The sequence below is a fragment of the Enterobacter sp. HNDS-6 genome (assembly GCF_039850505.1).
Taxonomy (GTDB): domain Bacteria; phylum Pseudomonadota; class Gammaproteobacteria; order Enterobacterales; family Enterobacteriaceae; genus Enterobacter; species Enterobacter kobei.
Genome location: NZ_CP156673.1, coordinates 2,261,944 through 2,280,297 on the forward strand (window position 1 = coordinate 2,261,944; position 18,354 = coordinate 2,280,297).

Sequence of the window (18,354 nt, forward strand, 5' to 3'; positions counted from 1 at the left end):
CTTAAGCGGGGAATATGGATCCCTTCACCTGGAGAACAATAATGATGAAACCAACGTTTTTGCGCTGGGTCGCCATCGCCGCGCTGATGGCAGGCGGGACATTTAGCGTGGCGGCCAACCCGCCAGCGGCTCCGCCAGTATCGTATGGCGTGGAGGAAGATGTTTTTCATCCCGTGCGGGCAACCCACGGCATGGTGGCGTCCGTGGATGCGCTGGCAACCCATGTGGGCGTCGACATTCTCAAACAGGGCGGTAACGCGGTAGATGCGGCGGTCGCGGTGGGATATGCACTGGCAGTAACGCACCCGCAGGCGGGGAATCTGGGCGGCGGCGGCTTTATGATGCTGCGCACCAAAGACGGCAAAACGACCGCCATCGACTTCCGCGAAATGGCGCCAGCTCAGGCGTCCCGCGATATGTTCCTCGACGACCAGGGGAACCCGGACAGTAAAAAATCCCTGACTTCCCATCTCGCAAGCGGCACGCCGGGCACCGTGGCGGGCTTCTCGCTGGCGCTGGAGAAATACGGCACCATGCCGCTGAACAAAGTGGTGCAGCCAGCCATCAAGCTGGCGCGCGACGGCTTTGTGGTAAACGATGCGCTGGCGGACGATCTCAAGACCTACGGCAGCGAGGTCATTCCGAATCACGAAAACAGCAAGGCCATCTTCTGGAAAGACGGTGAGCCGCTGAAGAAGGGCGATAGGCTGGTGCAGAAGAACCTCGCCAAAAGCCTGGAGCTGATTGCGGAGCACGGTCCGGACGCCTTCTACAAAGGGGCAATTGCCGACCAGATTGCCGAAGAGATGAAGAAGAACGGCGGGCTCATCACCAAAGCGGATCTGGCGGAATACAAGGCGGTGGAGCGCGAGCCGATTAGCGGCACCTATCGCGGATACGAGGTCTTCTCCATGCCGCCGCCGTCCTCCGGTGGGATCCACATCGTGCAGATCCTCAATATTCTTGAAAACTTCGACATGCACAAGTTCGGCTTCGGCAGCGCGGACGCCATGCAGGTGATGGCGGAAGCGGAAAAACGCGCCTACGCCGACCGGTCGGAATATCTCGGCGATCCGGACTTCGTGAAGGTGCCGTGGCAGGCGTTGACCAACAAGGCATATGCCAAATCCATTGCTGATGAGATCGACATCAACAAGGCTAAACCGTCCAGCGAGATCCGCCCCGGCAAGCTGGCACCGTATGAAAGCAACCAGACCACCCACTTCTCGGTGGTGGATAAAGACGGTAACGCGGTGGCGGTGACCTATACGCTCAATACCACCTTTGGTACCGGGATTGTGGCGGGCAACAGCGGCATTCTACTTAACAACGAGATGGATGATTTCTCTGCCAAGCCGGGCGTGCCGAACGTCTACGGTCTGGTCGGCGGCGATGCGAATGCGGTTGGGCCGAAGAAGCGACCGCTGTCATCCATGTCACCCACTATCGTGGTGAAAGACGGTAAAACCTGGCTGGTCACCGGCAGTCCTGGCGGAAGCCGGATTATCACTACGGTATTGCAGATGGTGGTCAACAGTATCGATTTTGGGATGAACGTCGCCGAAGCGACCAACGCGCCGCGTTTTCATCACCAGTGGCTGCCGGATGAACTGCGCGTTGAGAAGGGCTTTAGCCCGGACACCATCAAACTGCTGGAGCAACGTGGACAGAAGGTGGCGGTAAAAGAGGCGATGGGCAGTACTCAGAGCATTATGGTCGGGCCGGACGGCGCGCTGTTTGGGGCGTCGGACCCGCGCTCGGTGGATGATTTAACAGCGGGGTACTGATTTTGTTGCCCGGTGGCGCTGCGCTTACCGGGCCTACAACGGCACGAATGTAGGCCGGGTAAGGCGAAGCCGCCACCCGGCAACAAATTACTTCATTCTCGCCATATAATACGCATCCACATACTCACCGTTGCGCAGGGCGTAGCGCTTGCCAGTACCTTCAATCTCGAATCCGTGTTTTTTGTACACGGCTATTGCCGGCTCGTTATCCACAAACACCGTTAATTCGATGCGGTCGACGCGCAGCCAGTTGTCGCACATGTCGATCATGGTGCGGATCAGCGCGCTGGCGACGCCGCGGTTGTGCCACTGTGCGCCTACGCAGATACCAAAATCGGCCACGTGGCTGCGGCGCGGGCGCTGGGCAACATCAATGGTGAGGTGCCCAACCACGATATCGTCAATACAGGCAACCAGTTGCTTAATACCGGGCTGGTCGCCTAGCCGCATCTGCCACATTTCCAGCGAAGGGTGAGGAACCTGTAGCGTGTTGTGGTACACCTCCGGCTGGGCGTGGATCTGACGAATGGCGTCATAATCTTTCGGTTCCGCGTGGCGTATCACAATCTCACTCATCCCTTGTTCCTCAGTCAGTTAAATGTCCCTCTCAACATCAATGACTTTAAAATTTGAGTCAACCGCTATTTTTTGCAAAAAGTATTGGACAAGTGCGAATGAGAATGATTATTATTGCTCTGCATTCAGGAAGACCCCTACGGGAACCTGAAAGCACGACATTGCTCACATTGCTTCCAGTATTACTTTAGCCAGCTTTTAGCTGGCTTTTTTTTTGTTATGGTTAGACTCAGTAACCTTCCAAAAGGACTGAGCCATGACACTACATTGCGCATTTATTGGATTTGGTAAAAGTACGACCCGCTATCACCTGCCGTATGTTCTCAACCGTAAAGACAGTTGGCACGTCGCGCACATCTTCCGCCGCCGCGCGAAGCCGGAAGAGCAACTCCCGCAGTACTCCCATATTCATTTCACCAGCGATCTCGATGAGGTGCTTAACGACCCGCAGGTCAAGCTGGTGGTTGTCTGCACCCACGCCGACAGCCATTTTGACTATGCGAAACGCGCGCTGGAAGCGGGCAAAAACGTGCTGGTGGAAAAACCGTTCACCCCAACCCTTGCCGAAGCGAAAGCGCTGTTCGCGCTGGCAAAAAGCAAAGGGCTAACCGTGACGCCGTACCAGAATCGTCGCTTTGACAGCTGTTTCCTGACGGCGAAAAAAGCGATTGAAAGCGGTAAGCTCGGTGACATTGTGGAAATCGAAAGTCACTTTGATTACTACCGTCCGGTAGCGGAAACCCAACCCGGGCTGCCTCAGGATGGCTCTTTCTACGGACTTGGCGTGCACACCATGGACCAGGTCATCTCCCTGTTTGGCCGGCCGGACCACGCTGCGTATGACATTCGCAGTCTGCGCAATAAAGCCAACCCGGACGATACCTTTGAAGCGCAGCTGTTCTACGGTGACCTGAAAGCCATCGTCAAAACCAGCCATTTGGTGAAAATCGACTATCCGAAATTTATCGTTCACGGCACCCGTGGCTCGTTCATCAAGTACGGTATCGACCAGCAGGAGACGAGTCTGAAGGCCAACATTATGCCGGGTGAACCAGGCTTTGCGGCGGATGATTCCGTGGGCGTACTGGAATATGTCAACGACGAAGGCGTAACGGTCAAAGAAGCGCTGAAGCCGGAAACCGGCGACTATGGTCGCGTCTACGATGCGCTGTTTGAAACGCTGACCCGCGGGGCACCCAATTACGTCAAGGAATCTGACGTTCTTACCAACCTCGAACTGCTCGAACGGGCGTTCGAACAGGCTTCTCCTGCCACGATCACCCTCGCGAAATAAGCAAAAACGGCTCCTCTGCGCTTGTTCACAATTTTTGAACAGAGGAGTCAATTTTCACCCTCTATGATCCCAGGCCGTTTGCGTCCACACTTACTCCATCGAAACGAACTGAGGGTGAAAACAATGATCTATTTACGCAAAGCAAACGAACGTGGTCACGCGAATCATGGCTGGCTGGACTCATGGCATTCATTCTCGTTTGCCGACTACTACGACCCGAACTTCATGGGCTTCTCTGCACTGCGCGTCATTAACGACGACGTGATTGATGCAGGTCAGGGCTTCGGTACCCACCCGCACAAAGACATGGAAATCCTGACCTATGTGCTGGAAGGGGCGGTTGAGCACCAGGACAGCATGGGCAACAAAGAGCAGGTTCCGGCGGGCGAGTTCCAGATCATGAGCGCGGGTACCGGGGTGCGTCATTCCGAGTACAACCCGAGTAAAACGGAAAAACTGCACCTGTATCAAATCTGGATCATTCCAGAAGAGACCGGCATCACGCCGCGCTATGAGCAGCGCCGCTTCGACGCCAAACAGGGCAAACAGCTGGTGCTGTCCCCGGATGCGCGTGAAGGTTCCCTGAAAGTGCATCAGGACATGGAGCTGTACCGCTGGGCGCTGGCGAAAGATGAACAGTCTGTGCATCAGATTGCCGCTAACCGCCGCGTCTGGATCCAGGTAGTGAAAGGTGAGGTGTCCATCAACGGCACCAAAGCCACCACTGCCGATGGTCTGGCGATCTGGGATGAACAGGCACTCTCCGTGCACGCCGACAGCGAAAGTGAAATCCTGCTGTTTGACCTGCCGCCGGTCTAAATAATTTCTCAACCTTCCCTTTAAACGGGGAAGGTTGAGCTTTGTCCGTGATAAACTGAGCAAATCTCTCACTTCAAGATTTCTCAGGACGATGAAAAAGAAACGCCCCGTACTTCAGGATGTCGCCGATCGCGTCGGTGTGACCAAAATGACGGTCAGCCGCTTTTTACGTAACCCGGAACAGGTTTCCGTGGCGTTGCGTGGCAAGATTGCCGCAGCCCTTGATGAACTGGGTTATATCCCCAACCGCGCACCCGATATTCTCTCCAATGCGACCAGCCGTGCGGTGGGTGTCCTCCTGCCTTCCTTAACCAACCAGGTTTTCGCCGAGGTGCTTCGCGGCATTGAAAGCGTCACCGATGCGTTTGGTTACCAGACCATGCTCGCCCACTACGGGTACAAGCCGGAGCTGGAAGAAGAACGTCTTGAATCCATGCTTTCCTGGAACATCGACGGCCTGATTTTAACCGAACGTACGCACACCGCCCGCACGCTCAAAATGATTGAAGTGGCGGGTATTCCGGTGGTGGAGCTGATGGACAGCCAGTCGCCGTGCCTCGACATCGCCGTGGGTTTTGATAACTTCGAAGCGGCACGTCAGATGACGGCGGCCATCATCGCCCGGGGACATCGTCATATCGCCTATCTGGGCGCGCGTCTTGATGAACGTACTATCATCAAACAGAAGGGATACGAGCAGGCGATGCTCGACGCGAACTTAACCCCGTACAGCGTAATGGTTGAGCAGTCCTCTTCCTATACGTCGGGTATTGAGCTGATGCGTCAGGCGCGACGCGAGTATCCGCAACTGGACGGTATTTTCTGTACCAACGATGACCTTGCGGTCGGTGCAGCGTTCGAATGCCAGCGTCTGGGGCTGAAGATCCCGGAAGATATGGCGATTGCGGGTTTCCACGGCCATGACATCGGCCAGGTTATGGAGCCGCGTCTGGCGAGCGTGCTGACACCGCGTGAACGTATGGGCCGCATTGGCGCAGAACGCCTGCTGGCGCGCATTCGTGGCGAGACGGTTACGCCTAAGATGTTAGATTTAGGTTTCACCTTGTCACCGGGTGGATCTATTTGAGCTGACAAATTTGAACTAGCTCACACTTATTCACTTCGCGCACGTTTGGATATTGCTTCTCTTTTGCCCCGGCAGGACAATGTTACCGATAACTGTTACCCGTAACAATTGACTGAGGGACACCCTTTGAGCACGACTAATCATGATCACCACGTTTACGTCCTGATGGGCGTGTCCGGTAGCGGTAAATCTGCCGTGGCGAGCGAAGTGGCGCATCAACTCCAGGCTGCGTTTCTTGATGGTGACTTCCTCCATCCGCGCAGCAACATCATGAAAATGGCCTCCGGCGAGCCGCTGAACGACGACGATCGCAAACCGTGGCTGCAGGCGCTGAACGACGCTGCATTCGCCATGCAGCGTACCAACAAAGTTTCGCTGATCGTCTGCTCCGCGCTGAAAAAAACCTACCGCGATCTGCTGCGCGACGGCAACCCGAACCTCTCTTTCATCTACCTGAAAGGCGATTTCGAGGTGATTGAAAGCCGACTGAAGGCGCGTAAAGGTCACTTCTTCAAAACCCAGATGCTGGTGACGCAGTTCGACGCGCTCCAGGAGCCGGGTGAAGATGAGAAAGACGTCTTAGTGGTTGATATCGATCAGTCACTGGAGGGTGTTGTAGCCAGCACCATCGAGGTCATTAATAAAAGGCAGTAAGTTTTGAGTACATTAACGCTAGTTTTGACAGCAGTGGGTTCGGTATTGCTGCTGCTGTTTTTAGTGATGAAGGCGCGTATGCACGCCTTCGTTGCTTTGATGGTGGTTTCTATTGGTGCAGGTCTCTTTTCCGGTATGCCGCTCGACAAGATCGCTGCGACGATGGAAAAAGGGATGGGAGGCACGCTCGGCTTCCTGGCGATTGTGGTCGCGCTGGGCGCGATGTTTGGCAAGATTTTACATGAGACGGGCGCGGTCGATCAGATTGCCGTCAAGATGCTGAAATCCTTCGGCCACAGCCGCGCGCACTATGCGATTGGTCTGGCGGGTCTGATTTGCGCGCTGCCGCTGTTCTTCGAGGTGGCGGTTGTGCTGCTGATTAGCGTGGCATTCTCTATGGCGCGTCATACCGGTACCAACCTCGTGAAGCTGGTCATTCCGCTGTTTGCGGGCGTGGCGGCAGCGGCAGCGTTTCTGTTGCCTGGGCCCGCGCCGATGCTGCTGGCCTCCCAGATGCACGCTGACTTTGGCTGGATGATCCTGATTGGCCTGTGCGCCGCGATCCCGGGAATGATCATTGCCGGCCCGCTGTGGGGCAACTTCATTAGCCGTTACGTTGAGCTGCACATTCCGGATGACATCACCGAGCCGCATCTGGGCGAAGGCAAAATGCCGTCCTTTGGCTTCAGTCTGTCACTGATCCTGCTCCCGCTGGTCCTGGTGGGTCTGAAAACCATCGCAGCGCGTTTTGTGCCGGTGGGCTCTACCGCCTACGAATGGTTTGAGTTCATTGGTCACCCGTTTACGGCGATCCTGGTGGCGTGTCTGGTGGCTATTTACGGCCTGGCGATGCGTCAGGGAATGCCGAAAGACCGCGTGATGGAGATCTGCGGTGCCGCGCTGCAGCCTGCGGGTATTATCCTGCTGGTGATTGGTGCCGGTGGCGTGTTCAAGCAGGTGCTGGTGGATTCTGGCGTGGGCCCGGCTCTGGGTGAAGCGCTGACCGGAATGGGCCTGCCGATTGCGGTAACCTGCTTCGTGCTGGCGGCGGCCGTGCGTATTATCCAGGGTTCCGCCACCGTGGCGTGTTTAACCGCCGTGGGTCTGGTAATGCCGGTGATTGAACAGCTGAACTACTCCGGTGCGCAGATGGCAGCGCTGTCTATCTGTATCGCGGGCGGTTCAATTGTGGTCTCTCACGTTAACGACGCTGGCTTCTGGCTGTTCGGTAAATTTACCGGCGCCACCGAAGCGCAAACCCTGAAAACCTGGACGCTGATGGAAACCATCCTCGGTACGACGGGTGCGATTGTCGGGATGATTGCCTTTACGTTGCTGAGCTGAATGCGGTGATTTAACCCGGCTCAAAAATAAGGCCCGGTAGCGTTAACGCTGACCGGGCCTTAATCTTTTCATCTTATGCAGAACATCAGGCCGGGAAAGGTGAAACCACCACCCGGCTTTTTTACATCACTCGCCCTGCGTCGCGCTCTCAATCGTCAAGCGCACATCTGACGTAATCAGCTCTGCCAGCATCTGGTAAACCTTCAGCGTCTCTTCTGGCTCGGCATCGCCCGTATCACTGATGAAGCCTTCATCACGCAGCGTCAGCACGAGGGAACTGAAGACCGCTTTGTCGAAGAATTCTGGTGCGTTAATGCCGTGCAGCACAGACAGGCGCTGTGCCAGCGTCCGGCTCTCTTTCTCCAGCGTACCGCGGTTGATCGACGGGTTCGCACTCAGCAGCCAGAACGTAATGGCGTAGCGCTGCAGCGTTTCGCGCGCGCCGGCCGCCAGCAGCTGCAGGGTTCGGGAGCGTGACGGATTGATATGCAGCTCATCGTTGGCAACGGTGATCAGCCCCTGACGACGAAGTTCTTCCGTCAGTTTATCCAGCTCAACGGCCAGCTCATCTTTGCTCCAGCGCAGGAACAGCTCCGCTTTCAGCATCGGGTAGAGCGTATCAACGTGACGCAATAGCTCCTGACGTGAAATGTGGCGATGCTGGGTAATGATGGCCGCCATCAGCGACGGCAGCATCAGCATATGCGCGATGTTGTTGCGATAGTACGTCATCAACACGGCCTGTTCGCGCGGCAGAATGATGATGTCGCCGATCGTGTCCTTCTCGACTTCAAACTTGTTCATCTGCAACGCGTGATCGATGAGCTCGCTGGCGGTAGCCGCAGGAACCGTTGAATCAACCGAGTAAGGCACGTTGCGCATCATGTCCAGGTAGCAGTCCAGCTGCTCCGTGAGCTGTTCACGGGTCAGGGAGCGCTGACGAGAAGCCAGTAGCGCGGTACAGCACAGGTTCATGGCGTTAGCCGCCCCCGCGTTGTTAATACGCACCATCAGCTCGGATGCAATGCCGTTAACCGTTGGTGTCAGCCAGGCAGGACGAACCGCTTCGATAGGATCGATGGATTCGCGCCACTCCGGAACGTGATGGTTCAGGTACGTCATCAGCGGCATTGGCTCGCCAAAGTTCACGTAGCCCTGACCCAGGTTGCGTAACTTGCTCAGGCCGCGCAACATCTGCGGCAGGCTCTCTTTCTCTTTGGTTGCGCCACGCAGTTCTTTGGCATACGTACCCACTTCCATGACGTGCTCATAACCAATGTAGATAGGCACCAGCGTGATCGGACGGGTTCCGCCGCGCAGCATCGCCTGAATGGTCATCGACAGCGTGCCGGTCTTCGGATCAAGCAGACGTCCGGTACGGGAGCGACCACCCTCCACGAAGTACTCCACGGAATAGCCGCGGCTGAACAGTTCGCCCAGATACTCGCGGAACACGGTGGAGTAGAGCTTATTGCCCTTGAAGGTACGACGGATAAAGAAGGCGCCCAGGCGGCGGAAGATCGGGCCCGCTGGCCAGAAATTCAGGTTAATACCGGCCGCAATGTGCGGTGGTACCAGCCCCTGGTGATAGAGCACGTAGGAGAGAAGCAGGTAGTCCATGTGGCTGCGGTGGCAGGGGACATAGACAATTTCATGGCCATCATGCGCCAGCTGGCGTACACGCTCGGCGTTATGAACGTTGATGCCCTGATACAGGCGGTTCCAGGTAAAGCCGAGAATACGATCGGAAAGGCGAATCATCTCGTAAGAGAAGTTCGCGGCAATCTCTTCCATCAGCGCAATGGCGTTCTGCTGGGCTTTCTCATGCGAAATCTTCTTGCTACGCGCTTCGTCTTCAACGGCGCGGGCGATCGCTTTGGAGGCCAACAGTTTGTTGAACAGGTCCTGACGCGCCGGGAGTCGTGGCCCGACGGCCGCGAGGCGCTGACGGGCGAAGTGCATACGTGCTACGCGCGCCAGCTTCTGCGCGATGATCTTGTCGGTACCGTGCTCATCTGCCATTCGGCGCAGTGAAACGGAAGGGGAGAAGCGCACAAAGCTGTCGCGTCCCAGCCAGGAGACCGCGAAGAACTTCTGGATGCCGTTAAGCATACGCAGCGGCGGATTCTCTTCGCCTTTTTCACGGCCCGGACGGCGGCCAAACATCACCGATACCGGCACCATCTGCACATCCAAATCGGGATTGCTGCGGTGCAGGTCGAGATAGTCGTGGAACAGCTTAATGGACTCTTCTTTTGGCGTGTAATAGGTAAATACACGCGGCCCGCCATGAATGAACACGTAGCGCGGCAGCAACGTGCCGTCGACTTCCAGCGGTTCAAGCGGGTCAGGTAAGTCATGCGCCAGACATTGGGCGCGAAGGGTCAGTAAGTCTGCCTTCGAGTTATAAGGCAAAACGTACATAATAGGACGCGACGTATCGAGCCCCAATTCCAGCGCGGGTTCTGCTGGGATAGACTTGCTTTTTACCAGGATGCTTAATGGTAAATTAAGTAATTTGTAGTAAATTCGTGGCCAGCCGGACATAAACGATGTAAAGCCTCTGGTTAATAATGCAATTGCGGCGCAAGGATAACAGAAAGCGCGCAAAATTTCTGTTGTTACCCGTCATACTTCAGGCTGTAGCGAAACGCGCTACAGTTCCTGTTACTGACGCTTTTTTTCATAAAAGGTTCTTTTAATGGCCAATAATACCACTGGGTTAACGCGTATCATCAAAGCCGCCGGCTATTCATGGAAAGGTTTCCGTGCCGCGTGGATCAACGAAGCCGCCTTTCGTCAGGAAGGTGTCGCCGCTATCATCGCGGTCATCATCGCCTGTTTCCTTGATGTCGATGCTATTACCCGCGTACTTCTCATCGGTTCCGTGCTTCTGGTGATGATAGTGGAAATTCTCAATAGCGCTATTGAGGCCGTTGTTGACCGTATTGGCTCAGAGTTCCACGAGCTCTCCGGTCGCGCGAAAGACATGGGTTCTGCCGCTGTGCTGCTGGCGATTATCACTGCAGTCATTACCTGGGTCACGCTGCTTTGGTCACATTTCCGATGAGCCTCGAGGAATAATTAAGTCCCTGGTTTTTTGTGCAGTTTTTGGTTCCAAAATCACCTTTGACTGTATATACTCACAGCATAACTGTATATACACCCAGGGGGCGGAATGAAAGCATTAACGACCAGGCAGCAAGAGGTGTTTGATCTCATTCGGGATCATATCGGCCAGACGGGTATGCCACCCACGCGTGCGGAAATCGCTCAGCGTCTGGGCTTCCGTTCTCCGAATGCTGCCGAAGAACACCTGAAAGCGCTGGCACGTAAGGGCGTGATTGAAATTGTTTCAGGCGCGTCACGCGGTATCCGCCTGCTGGTGGAAGAAGAGACGGGCATTCCGCTGATAGGCCGTGTTGCTGCGGGTGAGCCGCTGCTGGCACAGCAGCATATCGAAGGCCACTACCAGGTTGATCCTGGTATGTTCAAGCCGAGCGCAGATTTTCTGCTGCGCGTAAGCGGCATGTCGATGAAAGATATCGGCATTCTCGACGGCGATCTGCTGGCGGTACACAAAACGCAGGATGTGCGGAACGGCCAGGTGGTGGTCGCGCGCATTGATGACGAAGTGACCGTTAAGCGTCTGAAAAAGCAGGGTAACACCGTTCAGTTGCTGCCCGAAAACAGCGAGTTCTCTCCCATTGTGGTCGATCTCCGCGAACAGAGCTTCTCTATCGAAGGTCTGGCGGTCGGTGTGATTCGCAACGGTGAATGGCTGTAATCTCTTCCTGACAGGCTACGGTTCCGCTGTAGCCTGCTTTATTGACCACTCCCGGTGTTTCTCATGTCACTGCTGACGGCATCCGATAAGGCATTGTGGCGTCTTGCACTGCCGATGATTTTCTCCAATATCACCGTGCCCTTGCTGGGTCTGGTCGACACGGCCGTTATTGGGCATCTCGATTCCCCTGTCTATCTTGGCGGCGTGGCGATTGGCGCGACGGCAACCAGCTTCCTCTTTATGCTGCTGCTCTTTTTGCGCATGAGCACCACCGGACTCACGGCACAGGCGTATGGTGCAAAAGATCCGTTACGTCTGGCGCGGGCGCTGGTGCAGCCGCTGATTCTTGCGTTAGGTGCGGGCGCGTTAATCGTTTTACTCCGCGATCCCCTGATTGACCTTGCGCTCCATATCGTTGGCGGCAGTGAGGCGGTACTGGAGCAGGCGCGACGTTTTCTCGAAATCCGCTGGCTCAGTGCGCCCGCTTCGCTGGCAAATCTGGTTCTGCTGGGTTGGTTACTGGGCGTTCAGTATGCTCGTGCGCCAGTGATTCTGCTGGTCGTGGGAAACCTGCTCAACATCGTGCTGGATCTCTGGCTCGTGATGGGCCTCCATATGAACGTGCGGGGCGCGGCACTGGCGACGGCGATTGCTGAATACGGGACCTTTGTGATGGGGCTGTGGATGGTCTGGCGCGTGCTGGCGATGCGCGGGATCTCCCTCGCGCTGCTGAAAACCGCATGGCGCGGCAATATCCGTAAGCTGCTGGCGCTTAACCGTGACATCATGCTGCGCTCGCTGCTTCTGCAACTCTGCTTCGGCGCGCTGACGGTCTTCGGTGCACGGCTGGGGCCTGAAATCGTCGCGGTCAACGCGGTATTGATGACGCTGCTGACGTTTACCGCCTATGCGCTGGACGGCTTTGCCTACGCGGTTGAAGCACATTCAGGGCAGGCGTATGGCGCACGTGAAAGCGGGCAGCTTCATGATGTCTGGCGGGCAGCCTGCCGTCAGTCAGGACTGGTATCGCTGGTGTTTGCCGTGGTCTATGCCTGCTTCGGCGAACAGATTGTTGCTTTACTGACCTCTCTCCCTGCGCTGCGCGAACTGGCGAGCCACTATCTCATCTGGCAAGTCATCTTACCGGTGGTGGGTGTCTGGTGTTATCTGCTGGACGGCATGTTTATTGGTGCGACGCGCGGGGCGGAAATGCGTAACAGTATGGCCGTTGCGGCGGCGGGATTTGGCCTGACGCTGCTGACGCTTCCCTGGCTGGGTAATCACGGTTTGTGGTTGGCGCTTGCGGTCTTTCTCTCTCTGCGTGGCCTGTCGCTGGCTTTTATATGGCGCCGCCACTGGCAAAACAATACCTGGTTTCCTTCGCGTCACGATATATCGTGATGGTTAAAGATTCCGAATATGAAATCAACTGCCGAATCCTTAACTACAATAATTATCACGTCCAGCAGAAAAGAACGTAACGGACGTTACGACCCGACGCTTAACTAAGAGGACACGATGATGAATAAAGACGAAATCGGCGGCAACTGGAAGCAGTTCAAAGGTAAAGCGAAAGAACAGTGGGGTAAGCTGACAGATGACGATATGACCGTCATTGAAGGTAAGCGCGATCAGCTTGTCGGTAAAATTCAGGAACGTTACGGCTACGCGAAAGATCAGGCGGAAAACGAAGTCAAAGACTGGGAAACCCGCAATGATTACCGCTGGTAACGCTGAATAACCTACTGGGGCGGCTTCAGGCCGCCTTTTCTTTTGGCTGCTAACGCGGCTTTTTTTTCACCAGAATAGAGTGGTCATGCTGACACTCATCCTGATGTCGACACGCTTCCACCTCGACACACGCTGAACACAGCCCGTGTGCTTCAATCACATTATGACGCAGGGCAAACCCCATTCTTGCCGCCAGCGTATGCATAATGTCTTCCACGCCTTCCGCAGCTTCTTCTTTCACTACGCCACAACGGTCGCAGATAAACATGGCCGACGTGTGGGTGGGCTGATCGAAAAGATGGCACAGTACATAGCTGTTTGTGGATTCCACTTTATGAACAAATCCTTGTTCCAGCAGGAAATCCAGCGCGCGATACACTGTTGGCGGTTTAGCCTGCGGCTCGCTTTCGCGGAGCAGGTCGAGCAGGTCATAGGCGCTGATGGCACCCTGTTGCAGGCTCATCAGACGTAAGACTTCAAGGCGCTGCGGAGTCAGGCGCACATTGCGTTGCGCGCACAGCTTTTCGGCCTGCGCTAACAGCTCTTTTGTGGACTTATCCATTGAGCACCTCGGATGTTCTGGGACGTAAAACCCTCACTTTATCATGTTCTGGTAAAAACACCGATATCCGTCAGGCTGTGCTATACCTGACGCATCGCAAATCGGGAATATCATCATGAAAAAACCAGACTGTATTAAGCACTGGCGCGACATAGAAGGGCCGGATGACGCCACCTACCCCGACAGTAATGAGCTCTTTTCTATCGGTGCACCGCTGGCCCGCAGCCTTGGCCTCCGACGTATCGGCATTCATCATGAGCGTTTATTGCCCGGGCGTCGGACATCCTATCCCCATGCAGAGAGTGACGAAGAAGAGTTTATCTACGTGCTTGAGGGCTATCCTGAAGCCTGGATTAATGGCTATTTGTGGAAACTTGAACCCGGCGACAGCGTGGGATTTCCTGCCGGAACTGGCGTCTGCCATACCTTTATCAACAACACGGATGAAGAGGTTCGATTACTGGTGGTGGGCGAGGCCAACAAGAAGCACAACCGCATCTACTATCCGCTCAATCCGGTCTATGCCGCCACGCGGGAGGATCGCTGGGTTGACCATCCTCCGCAGTTTTTTGGCCCGCATGATGGAAAACCTGTGAAAAAATAATTTCCTCTTCTATAAATATTGAAGGCCGTCACAAATTACAACAGGCCGTAAAGGAATTTCACTTAGGGAAAGAAATAGCGGGTCTTTTGCTTCTTATTCACAGCAATAGTTCGTTCCTGTTTGGGTGATAACAGACAGGGGCTATCTAATAACAAACTATTACGGGCATACTGTGAAAAAACATTTTAAATTTTCGGTGGTTAGCATTGCTGTTTCCCTGTTTATGGCAAATCAGGCGGGAGCAGCCAATACCTGGACAGAATCACGTAGCGACGCCATGGGCGGGACGGGCGTAGCCGCTGGCAGTTATGGCAGCGGAGCGTTAATCAACCCCGCGCTGCTGGCAAAGGCAAAACCGGACGATGATGTAACGGTCATTTTGCCGTCCGTTGGGGTGCAGGTGACGGATGAAGACAATCTTCAGGATGAGATTGATACCATCAACGACAAAATCAATCACTATAAGGATGTGGTTGATAACCTTACACCTATTGAAGTCATCACCAATCCGTTAGGTTCGATCAACCAGTTCCAGGGCGCGGCCAAAGATCTTGCCGATGAACTGGACTATCTCAAGGGTAAAACTGCACGTGCAACGGCAGGGGCAGGACTTGCCGTGAGTATCCCTAACGATGTGCTTTCCGTGGCCTTTATGGCCAAAGGTTATGCTCATGGTCGGGTTAGCTCATCTATCGACCAGCAAGATATTGATTATCTGCGCAGTATTCAACGAAGCGATGTGGTTGCTGCCGGTGTTGCCCTGGATGCAGCGCTGAATGGCACGGATCAGATTACCAAAAACCTCAACTCAACGGCGTCTGGCCGGGCGGCGATTGTGTCCGACTACGGTATTGCGGTTGCCCGTCAGTTCGATCTCGGGGGCATCCCGGTTTCCGTTGGCGTCACGCCAAAACTGCAAAAAACCTGGATCTATAACTACACCACTTCCATCTACGATTACGACAGTAATAAGTGGAACGATAGCCGCTACCGTACAGACGATACGGGCTTTAACGTTGATGCTGGTATTGCCGCTGATTTTGGCGAAAACTGGACGGTCGGCCTGAGCGGGCAAAACCTGATGTCACGCGATATCGACAGCAAGGATATCCGCATCCGCAATGGGCGTACGGGAGAAGTGGTGAGCTATAAAGACACCTACCAGATCCGTCCGCTGGTCACCGCGGGCGCCGCCTGGCACAACGATCTTGTTACGCTGACCGCTGATGGCGATCTGACCGAAACCAAAGGTTTCAAGAGCGAAGATACGTCGCAGTATGTTGGGGTAGGTGCTGAAGTAACCCCGCTGAGCTGGCTGGCGGTACGCGCAGGTTATCGCGCTGACGTGAAGGGTAACGACAGCAACGTCTTTACCGGTGGTGTCGGCTTCGCGCCGTTCAACACCGTGCATGTTGACCTGATGGGCCTCTACGGTGAAGACGAAACCTGGGGCGCAGGGGCACAGCTAAGCATGACGTTCTAAAGTGCACCGGAGGCGCTGCGCCTCCGGCTTTTCTTTGTGCTATAGTAGCGCCCCTTTTCCACCAGATGCTTAAAACTTCGCCATGTTGTCAGAATACCAGACCGCTTTCCCAGCACACCGTTTCTCCATTGCGCCAATGCTCGACTGGACGGACAGACACTGCCGCTTCTTCCTGCGTCAGCTCTCCCACCATACGCTGCTGTACACCGAAATGGTGACCACTGGTGCAATCATTCACGGCAAGGGCGACTATCTGGCATACAGTGAAGAAGAGCATCCGGTTGCCTTGCAGCTGGGTGGCAGCGATCCGGCCGCGCTGGCGCAGTGTGCGAAGCTGGCGGAAGCGCGCGGCTATGACGAGATTAACCTCAACGTTGGCTGTCCTTCAGACCGTGTGCAAAACGGTATGTTCGGTGCGTGTCTGATGGGGAACGCGCAGCTGGTTGCCGACTGTATCAAGGCGATGCGTGATGTGGTCTCCATTCCCGTGACGGTCAAAACCCGTATCGGCATTGACGACCAGGACAGCTACGAATTCCTGTGCGATTTCATCAACACGGTGTCCGGCAAAGGCGAATGCGAGATGTTTATCATCCACGCCCGTAAAGCCTGGCTCTCCGGCCTGAGCCCGAAAGAGAACCGTGAGATCCCACCGCTGGACTATCCGCGCGTATATCAGCTTAAACGTGATTTCCCGCATCTGACGATGTCGATCAACGGCGGTATTAAGTCGCTTGAAGAAGCCAAAGCGCACCTCGAACATATGGACGGCGTGATGGTCGGACGCGAGGCCTATCAGAACCCGGGCATTCTGGCGACGGTCGACCGTGAAATCTTTGGCGTTGACGGCGCCGATACCGATCCGGTTGCCGTCGTGCGCGCCATGTATCCTTACATTGAGCGCGAGCTGAGCAACGGCACGTATCTCGGCCACATTACCCGCCATATGTTGGGCCTGTTCCAGGGCATACCGGGGGCGCGGCAGTGGCGTCGTTACCTCAGTGAGAACGCACATAAAGCCGGTGCGGATATCGAGGTGCTGGAACATGCGCTGCGACTGGTCGCAGATAAGCGATAATTTTCGCTAAAAGATCGTCAAATTCACCACGCCCTGCATATCATTGTGGGGTGTTTTTCTTTAAGAACAATGGTTTAGTTTTGGCATGATTCTTGTAATACAGACTGTATTACTCGGGAATTCGTGGGAGAGCACCATGCTGGAACTACTTTTTGTCATTGGCTTTTTTGTCATGCTGTTAGCCACAGGCGTTTCGCTGCTCGGCATTCTCGCTGCGCTCGTCGTGGCGACGGTGGTGATGTTTATCGGCGGACTGTTTGCCCTGACCATCAAACTGCTGCCGTGGTTATTACTGGCCATTGCGGTGGTGTGGGCGATACGGGCGATTAAATCACCAAAACTGCCGACTTATCAGCGCAATAACCGCTTCCGTTACTAAGGTATTGAGGGGTTCGTCACATACTTGTAACTTTCCCGGCAGCATTACTTAGAACAGAATAGGATTTACTTATCGAATCTGTCACTATGGCTGCCGCTACAGAATTCATCGAGCTGTACCCTACATACAGCCGAACTAAAAAAAGAAAGGGCTTCCCACGGGAAGCCCAATTTCTTTTTGGGGCTCAGGGAATGAGTAAACTTGAACCCTGTGTCGCCCGGCTTTCCAGCACCTCATGCGCACGCTGCGCATCGGTCAGCGGATATTTCTGCGCATCCGCCACGTCCACCTTAATCACGCCGCTGGCGATCAGCGAGAACAGCTCGTTGCTGGCTTCCTCCAGTTCTTCCCGGTTGGTGATATAGCCCTGCAGGGAAGGGCGGGTCACGTAGAGCGAGCCTTTCTGATTCAGGATGCCAAGATTGACGCCAGTGACAGCGCCTGACGCATTCCCGAAGCTCACCATCAGCCCACGACGTTGCAGGCAGTCCAGCGACGCCTCCCAGGTGTCTTTGCCCACCGAGTCATACACCACGCGCACTTTTTTACCGCCAGTAATCTCTTTCAGGCGCTCGACGATGCTCTCTTCGCGATAGTTGATCACCTGCCACGCCCCCGCGTCCAGCGCACGCTGCGCTTTTTGGGCATTGCCCACGGTACCGATGAGTTTCGCGCCTAAGGCTTTCGCCCACTGGCAGGCAATCAGCCCCACGCCACCCGCTGCGGCATGAAAAAGAAATTGCTCGTCGGGTTTAATTTCATAGGTTTTGCGCAGCAGATAGTAAACCGTTAATCCCTTCAGGAACGAAGCGGCGGCCTGCTCGAAGGAGATAGCGCCAGGCAGCAGAGCGGCTTTATCCGCCGGAACGTTGTGGACGGAGCTGTAAGCGCCCAGCGCAGATTGCGCATACACCACGCGGTCGCCCTCTTTAATATGCTTAACCGCGCTGCCCACTTTAATGACGACACCGGCCGCCTCGGTGCCCAGACCACTCGGCATTGACGGAGGCGGGTAGAGACCGCCGCGAATATAGGTATCGATGTAGTTAATGCCGATAGCTTTGTTTTCAACCTGGATTTCGTTCTCGCCAGGCGCTGCGGGGGTAAACTCCACCGCTTTCAGTACTTCCGGACCGCCGTGTTTCTGGAACTCAATGCGCGTTGCCATG

The 18,354-nt window shown here is 55.2% G+C and carries 18 protein-coding genes; 14 read left to right on the plus strand and 4 right to left on the minus strand.

The genetic code is table 11. The features are described 5' to 3' along the window. Positions 1-41: 41 nt before the first annotated feature. Positions 42-1,787: a gamma-glutamyltransferase gene (gene ggt / locus ABFI50_RS10560; protein WP_014882130.1), complete on the plus strand. Its 1,746-nt coding sequence runs from the start codon at positions 42-44 to the stop codon at positions 1,785-1,787. An 87-nt stretch (positions 1,788-1,874) separates the two neighbouring features. Here the strand turns inward: ggt and yhhY are convergent, their stop codons facing one another. Beyond that, on the minus strand, positions 1,875-2,363 hold the full coding sequence (gene yhhY, locus ABFI50_RS10565; RefSeq protein WP_014882131.1) for an N-acetyltransferase: 489 nt from the start codon (positions 2,361-2,363) through the stop codon (positions 1,875-1,877). Between the two features lie 256 nt (positions 2,364-2,619). Here yhhY and ABFI50_RS10570 point away from each other — a divergent pair, with 256 nt between their 5' ends. The 5 genes from ABFI50_RS10570 (at position 2,620) to gntU (ending at position 7,561) form a co-directional block, all read left to right on the plus strand. Then, positions 2,620-3,657 carry an oxidoreductase gene (locus ABFI50_RS10570; RefSeq protein ID WP_014882132.1) on the plus strand — a complete coding sequence of 346 codons (1,038 nt, stop codon included), beginning with the start codon at positions 2,620-2,622 and terminating at the stop codon, positions 3,655-3,657. Between the two features lie 123 nt (positions 3,658-3,780). Continuing rightward, positions 3,781-4,476, plus strand: coding sequence for a pirin family protein (locus ABFI50_RS10575; RefSeq protein WP_000639796.1), 696 nt, complete (start codon positions 3,781-3,783; stop codon positions 4,474-4,476). Between the two features lie 91 nt (positions 4,477-4,567). Further along, on the plus strand, positions 4,568-5,563 hold the full coding sequence (gntR, locus tag ABFI50_RS10580; protein WP_014882133.1) for a gluconate operon transcriptional repressor GntR: 996 nt from the start codon (positions 4,568-4,570) through the stop codon (positions 5,561-5,563). A gap of 126 nt (positions 5,564-5,689) precedes the next feature. Then, positions 5,690-6,217, plus strand: coding sequence for a gluconokinase (gene gntK / locus ABFI50_RS10585; protein ID WP_014882134.1), 528 nt, complete (start codon positions 5,690-5,692; stop codon positions 6,215-6,217). Positions 6,218-6,220: 3 nt separating this feature from the next. Next, positions 6,221-7,561, plus strand: coding sequence for a gluconate transporter (gene gntU / locus ABFI50_RS10590; RefSeq protein WP_014833577.1), 1,341 nt, complete (start codon positions 6,221-6,223; stop codon positions 7,559-7,561). Between the two features lie 126 nt (positions 7,562-7,687). On the opposite strand, the gene plsB is transcribed toward gntU, so the two are convergent. Next, a complete protein-coding gene (gene plsB / locus ABFI50_RS10595; RefSeq protein ID WP_014882135.1) occupies positions 7,688-10,108 on the minus strand; it encodes a glycerol-3-phosphate 1-O-acyltransferase PlsB in 2,421 nt (806 codons plus the stop codon). 154 nt (positions 10,109-10,262) lie between these two features. Between plsB and ABFI50_RS10600 the strand changes: the two genes are divergently transcribed. The 4 genes from ABFI50_RS10600 (at position 10,263) to ABFI50_RS10615 (ending at position 13,079) form a co-directional block, all read left to right on the plus strand. Next, positions 10,263-10,631, plus strand: coding sequence for a diacylglycerol kinase (locus ABFI50_RS10600; protein WP_014882136.1), 369 nt, complete (start codon positions 10,263-10,265; stop codon positions 10,629-10,631). Positions 10,632-10,739: 108 nt separating this feature from the next. Further along, positions 10,740-11,348: a transcriptional repressor LexA gene (gene lexA, locus ABFI50_RS10605; protein WP_014882137.1), complete on the plus strand. Its 609-nt coding sequence runs from the start codon at positions 10,740-10,742 to the stop codon at positions 11,346-11,348. A 63-nt stretch (positions 11,349-11,411) separates the two neighbouring features. Then, complete coding sequence (gene dinF, locus ABFI50_RS10610) at positions 11,412-12,749, plus strand: MATE family efflux transporter DinF (RefSeq protein WP_045268816.1); 1,338 nt, start codon at positions 11,412-11,414, stop codon at positions 12,747-12,749. 120 nt (positions 12,750-12,869) lie between these two features. Further along, entirely contained in the window at positions 12,870-13,079 is a 210-nt protein-coding gene (locus ABFI50_RS10615; protein WP_014882139.1) for a CsbD family protein, read from the plus strand. A gap of 49 nt (positions 13,080-13,128) precedes the next feature. Here the strand turns inward: ABFI50_RS10615 and zur are convergent, their stop codons facing one another. Further along, positions 13,129-13,641 carry a zinc uptake transcriptional repressor Zur gene (gene zur / locus ABFI50_RS10620; protein ID WP_014882140.1) on the minus strand — a complete coding sequence of 171 codons (513 nt, stop codon included), beginning with the start codon at positions 13,639-13,641 and terminating at the stop codon, positions 13,129-13,131. A 115-nt stretch (positions 13,642-13,756) separates the two neighbouring features. Here zur and ABFI50_RS10625 point away from each other — a divergent pair, with 115 nt between their 5' ends. The 4 genes from ABFI50_RS10625 (at position 13,757) to pspG (ending at position 17,185) form a co-directional block, all read left to right on the plus strand. Then, positions 13,757-14,245: a cupin domain-containing protein gene (locus ABFI50_RS10625; protein ID WP_014882141.1), complete on the plus strand. Its 489-nt coding sequence runs from the start codon at positions 13,757-13,759 to the stop codon at positions 14,243-14,245. Positions 14,246-14,417: 172 nt separating this feature from the next. Beyond that, on the plus strand, positions 14,418-15,728 hold the full coding sequence (gene traF, locus ABFI50_RS10630; protein ID WP_023331799.1) for a conjugal transfer protein TraF: 1,311 nt from the start codon (positions 14,418-14,420) through the stop codon (positions 15,726-15,728). 82 nt (positions 15,729-15,810) lie between these two features. Continuing rightward, positions 15,811-16,806, plus strand: coding sequence for a tRNA dihydrouridine(20/20a) synthase DusA (dusA, locus tag ABFI50_RS10635; protein WP_063944083.1), 996 nt, complete (start codon positions 15,811-15,813; stop codon positions 16,804-16,806). Positions 16,807-16,942: 136 nt separating this feature from the next. Continuing rightward, positions 16,943-17,185, plus strand: coding sequence for an envelope stress response protein PspG (gene pspG, locus ABFI50_RS10640; protein WP_014882144.1), 243 nt, complete (start codon positions 16,943-16,945; stop codon positions 17,183-17,185). A gap of 184 nt (positions 17,186-17,369) precedes the next feature. On the opposite strand, the gene ABFI50_RS10645 is transcribed toward pspG, so the two are convergent. Beyond that, the gene (locus ABFI50_RS10645; protein ID WP_047027911.1) at positions 17,370-18,353 is read right to left on the minus strand and encodes a quinone oxidoreductase; all 984 of its coding nucleotides are present in this window, start codon (positions 18,351-18,353) and stop codon (positions 17,370-17,372) included. Position 18,354: the final 1 nt, after the last annotated feature.

Excerpts from the sequence above, each read along its gene's own strand:
- ggt (WP_014882130.1), top strand. The coding sequence starts at position 42 with ATGATGAAACCAACGTTTTTGCGCTGGGTCGCCATCGCCGCGCTGATG.
- yhhY (WP_014882131.1), bottom strand. The coding sequence starts at position 2,363 with ATGAGTGAGATTGTGATACGCCACGCGGAACCGAAAGATTATGACGCC.
- ABFI50_RS10570 (WP_014882132.1), top strand. The coding sequence starts at position 2,620 with ATGACACTACATTGCGCATTTATTGGATTTGGTAAAAGTACGACCCGC.
- ABFI50_RS10575 (WP_000639796.1), top strand. The coding sequence starts at position 3,781 with ATGATCTATTTACGCAAAGCAAACGAACGTGGTCACGCGAATCATGGC.
- gntR (WP_014882133.1), top strand. The coding sequence starts at position 4,568 with ATGAAAAAGAAACGCCCCGTACTTCAGGATGTCGCCGATCGCGTCGGT.
- plsB (WP_014882135.1), bottom strand. The coding sequence starts at position 10,108 with ATGTCCGGCTGGCCACGAATTTACTACAAATTACTTAATTTACCATTA.
- ABFI50_RS10600 (WP_014882136.1), top strand. The coding sequence starts at position 10,263 with ATGGCCAATAATACCACTGGGTTAACGCGTATCATCAAAGCCGCCGGC.
- lexA (WP_014882137.1), top strand. The coding sequence starts at position 10,740 with ATGAAAGCATTAACGACCAGGCAGCAAGAGGTGTTTGATCTCATTCGG.
- dinF (WP_045268816.1), top strand. The coding sequence starts at position 11,412 with ATGTCACTGCTGACGGCATCCGATAAGGCATTGTGGCGTCTTGCACTG.
- ABFI50_RS10615 (WP_014882139.1), top strand. The coding sequence starts at position 12,870 with ATGAATAAAGACGAAATCGGCGGCAACTGGAAGCAGTTCAAAGGTAAA.
- zur (WP_014882140.1), bottom strand. The coding sequence starts at position 13,641 with ATGGATAAGTCCACAAAAGAGCTGTTAGCGCAGGCCGAAAAGCTGTGC.
- ABFI50_RS10625 (WP_014882141.1), top strand. The coding sequence starts at position 13,757 with ATGAAAAAACCAGACTGTATTAAGCACTGGCGCGACATAGAAGGGCCG.
- dusA (WP_063944083.1), top strand. The coding sequence starts at position 15,811 with ATGTTGTCAGAATACCAGACCGCTTTCCCAGCACACCGTTTCTCCATT.
- pspG (WP_014882144.1), top strand. The coding sequence starts at position 16,943 with ATGCTGGAACTACTTTTTGTCATTGGCTTTTTTGTCATGCTGTTAGCC.
- ABFI50_RS10645 (WP_047027911.1), bottom strand. The coding sequence starts at position 18,353 with ATGGCAACGCGCATTGAGTTCCAGAAACACGGCGGTCCGGAAGTACTG.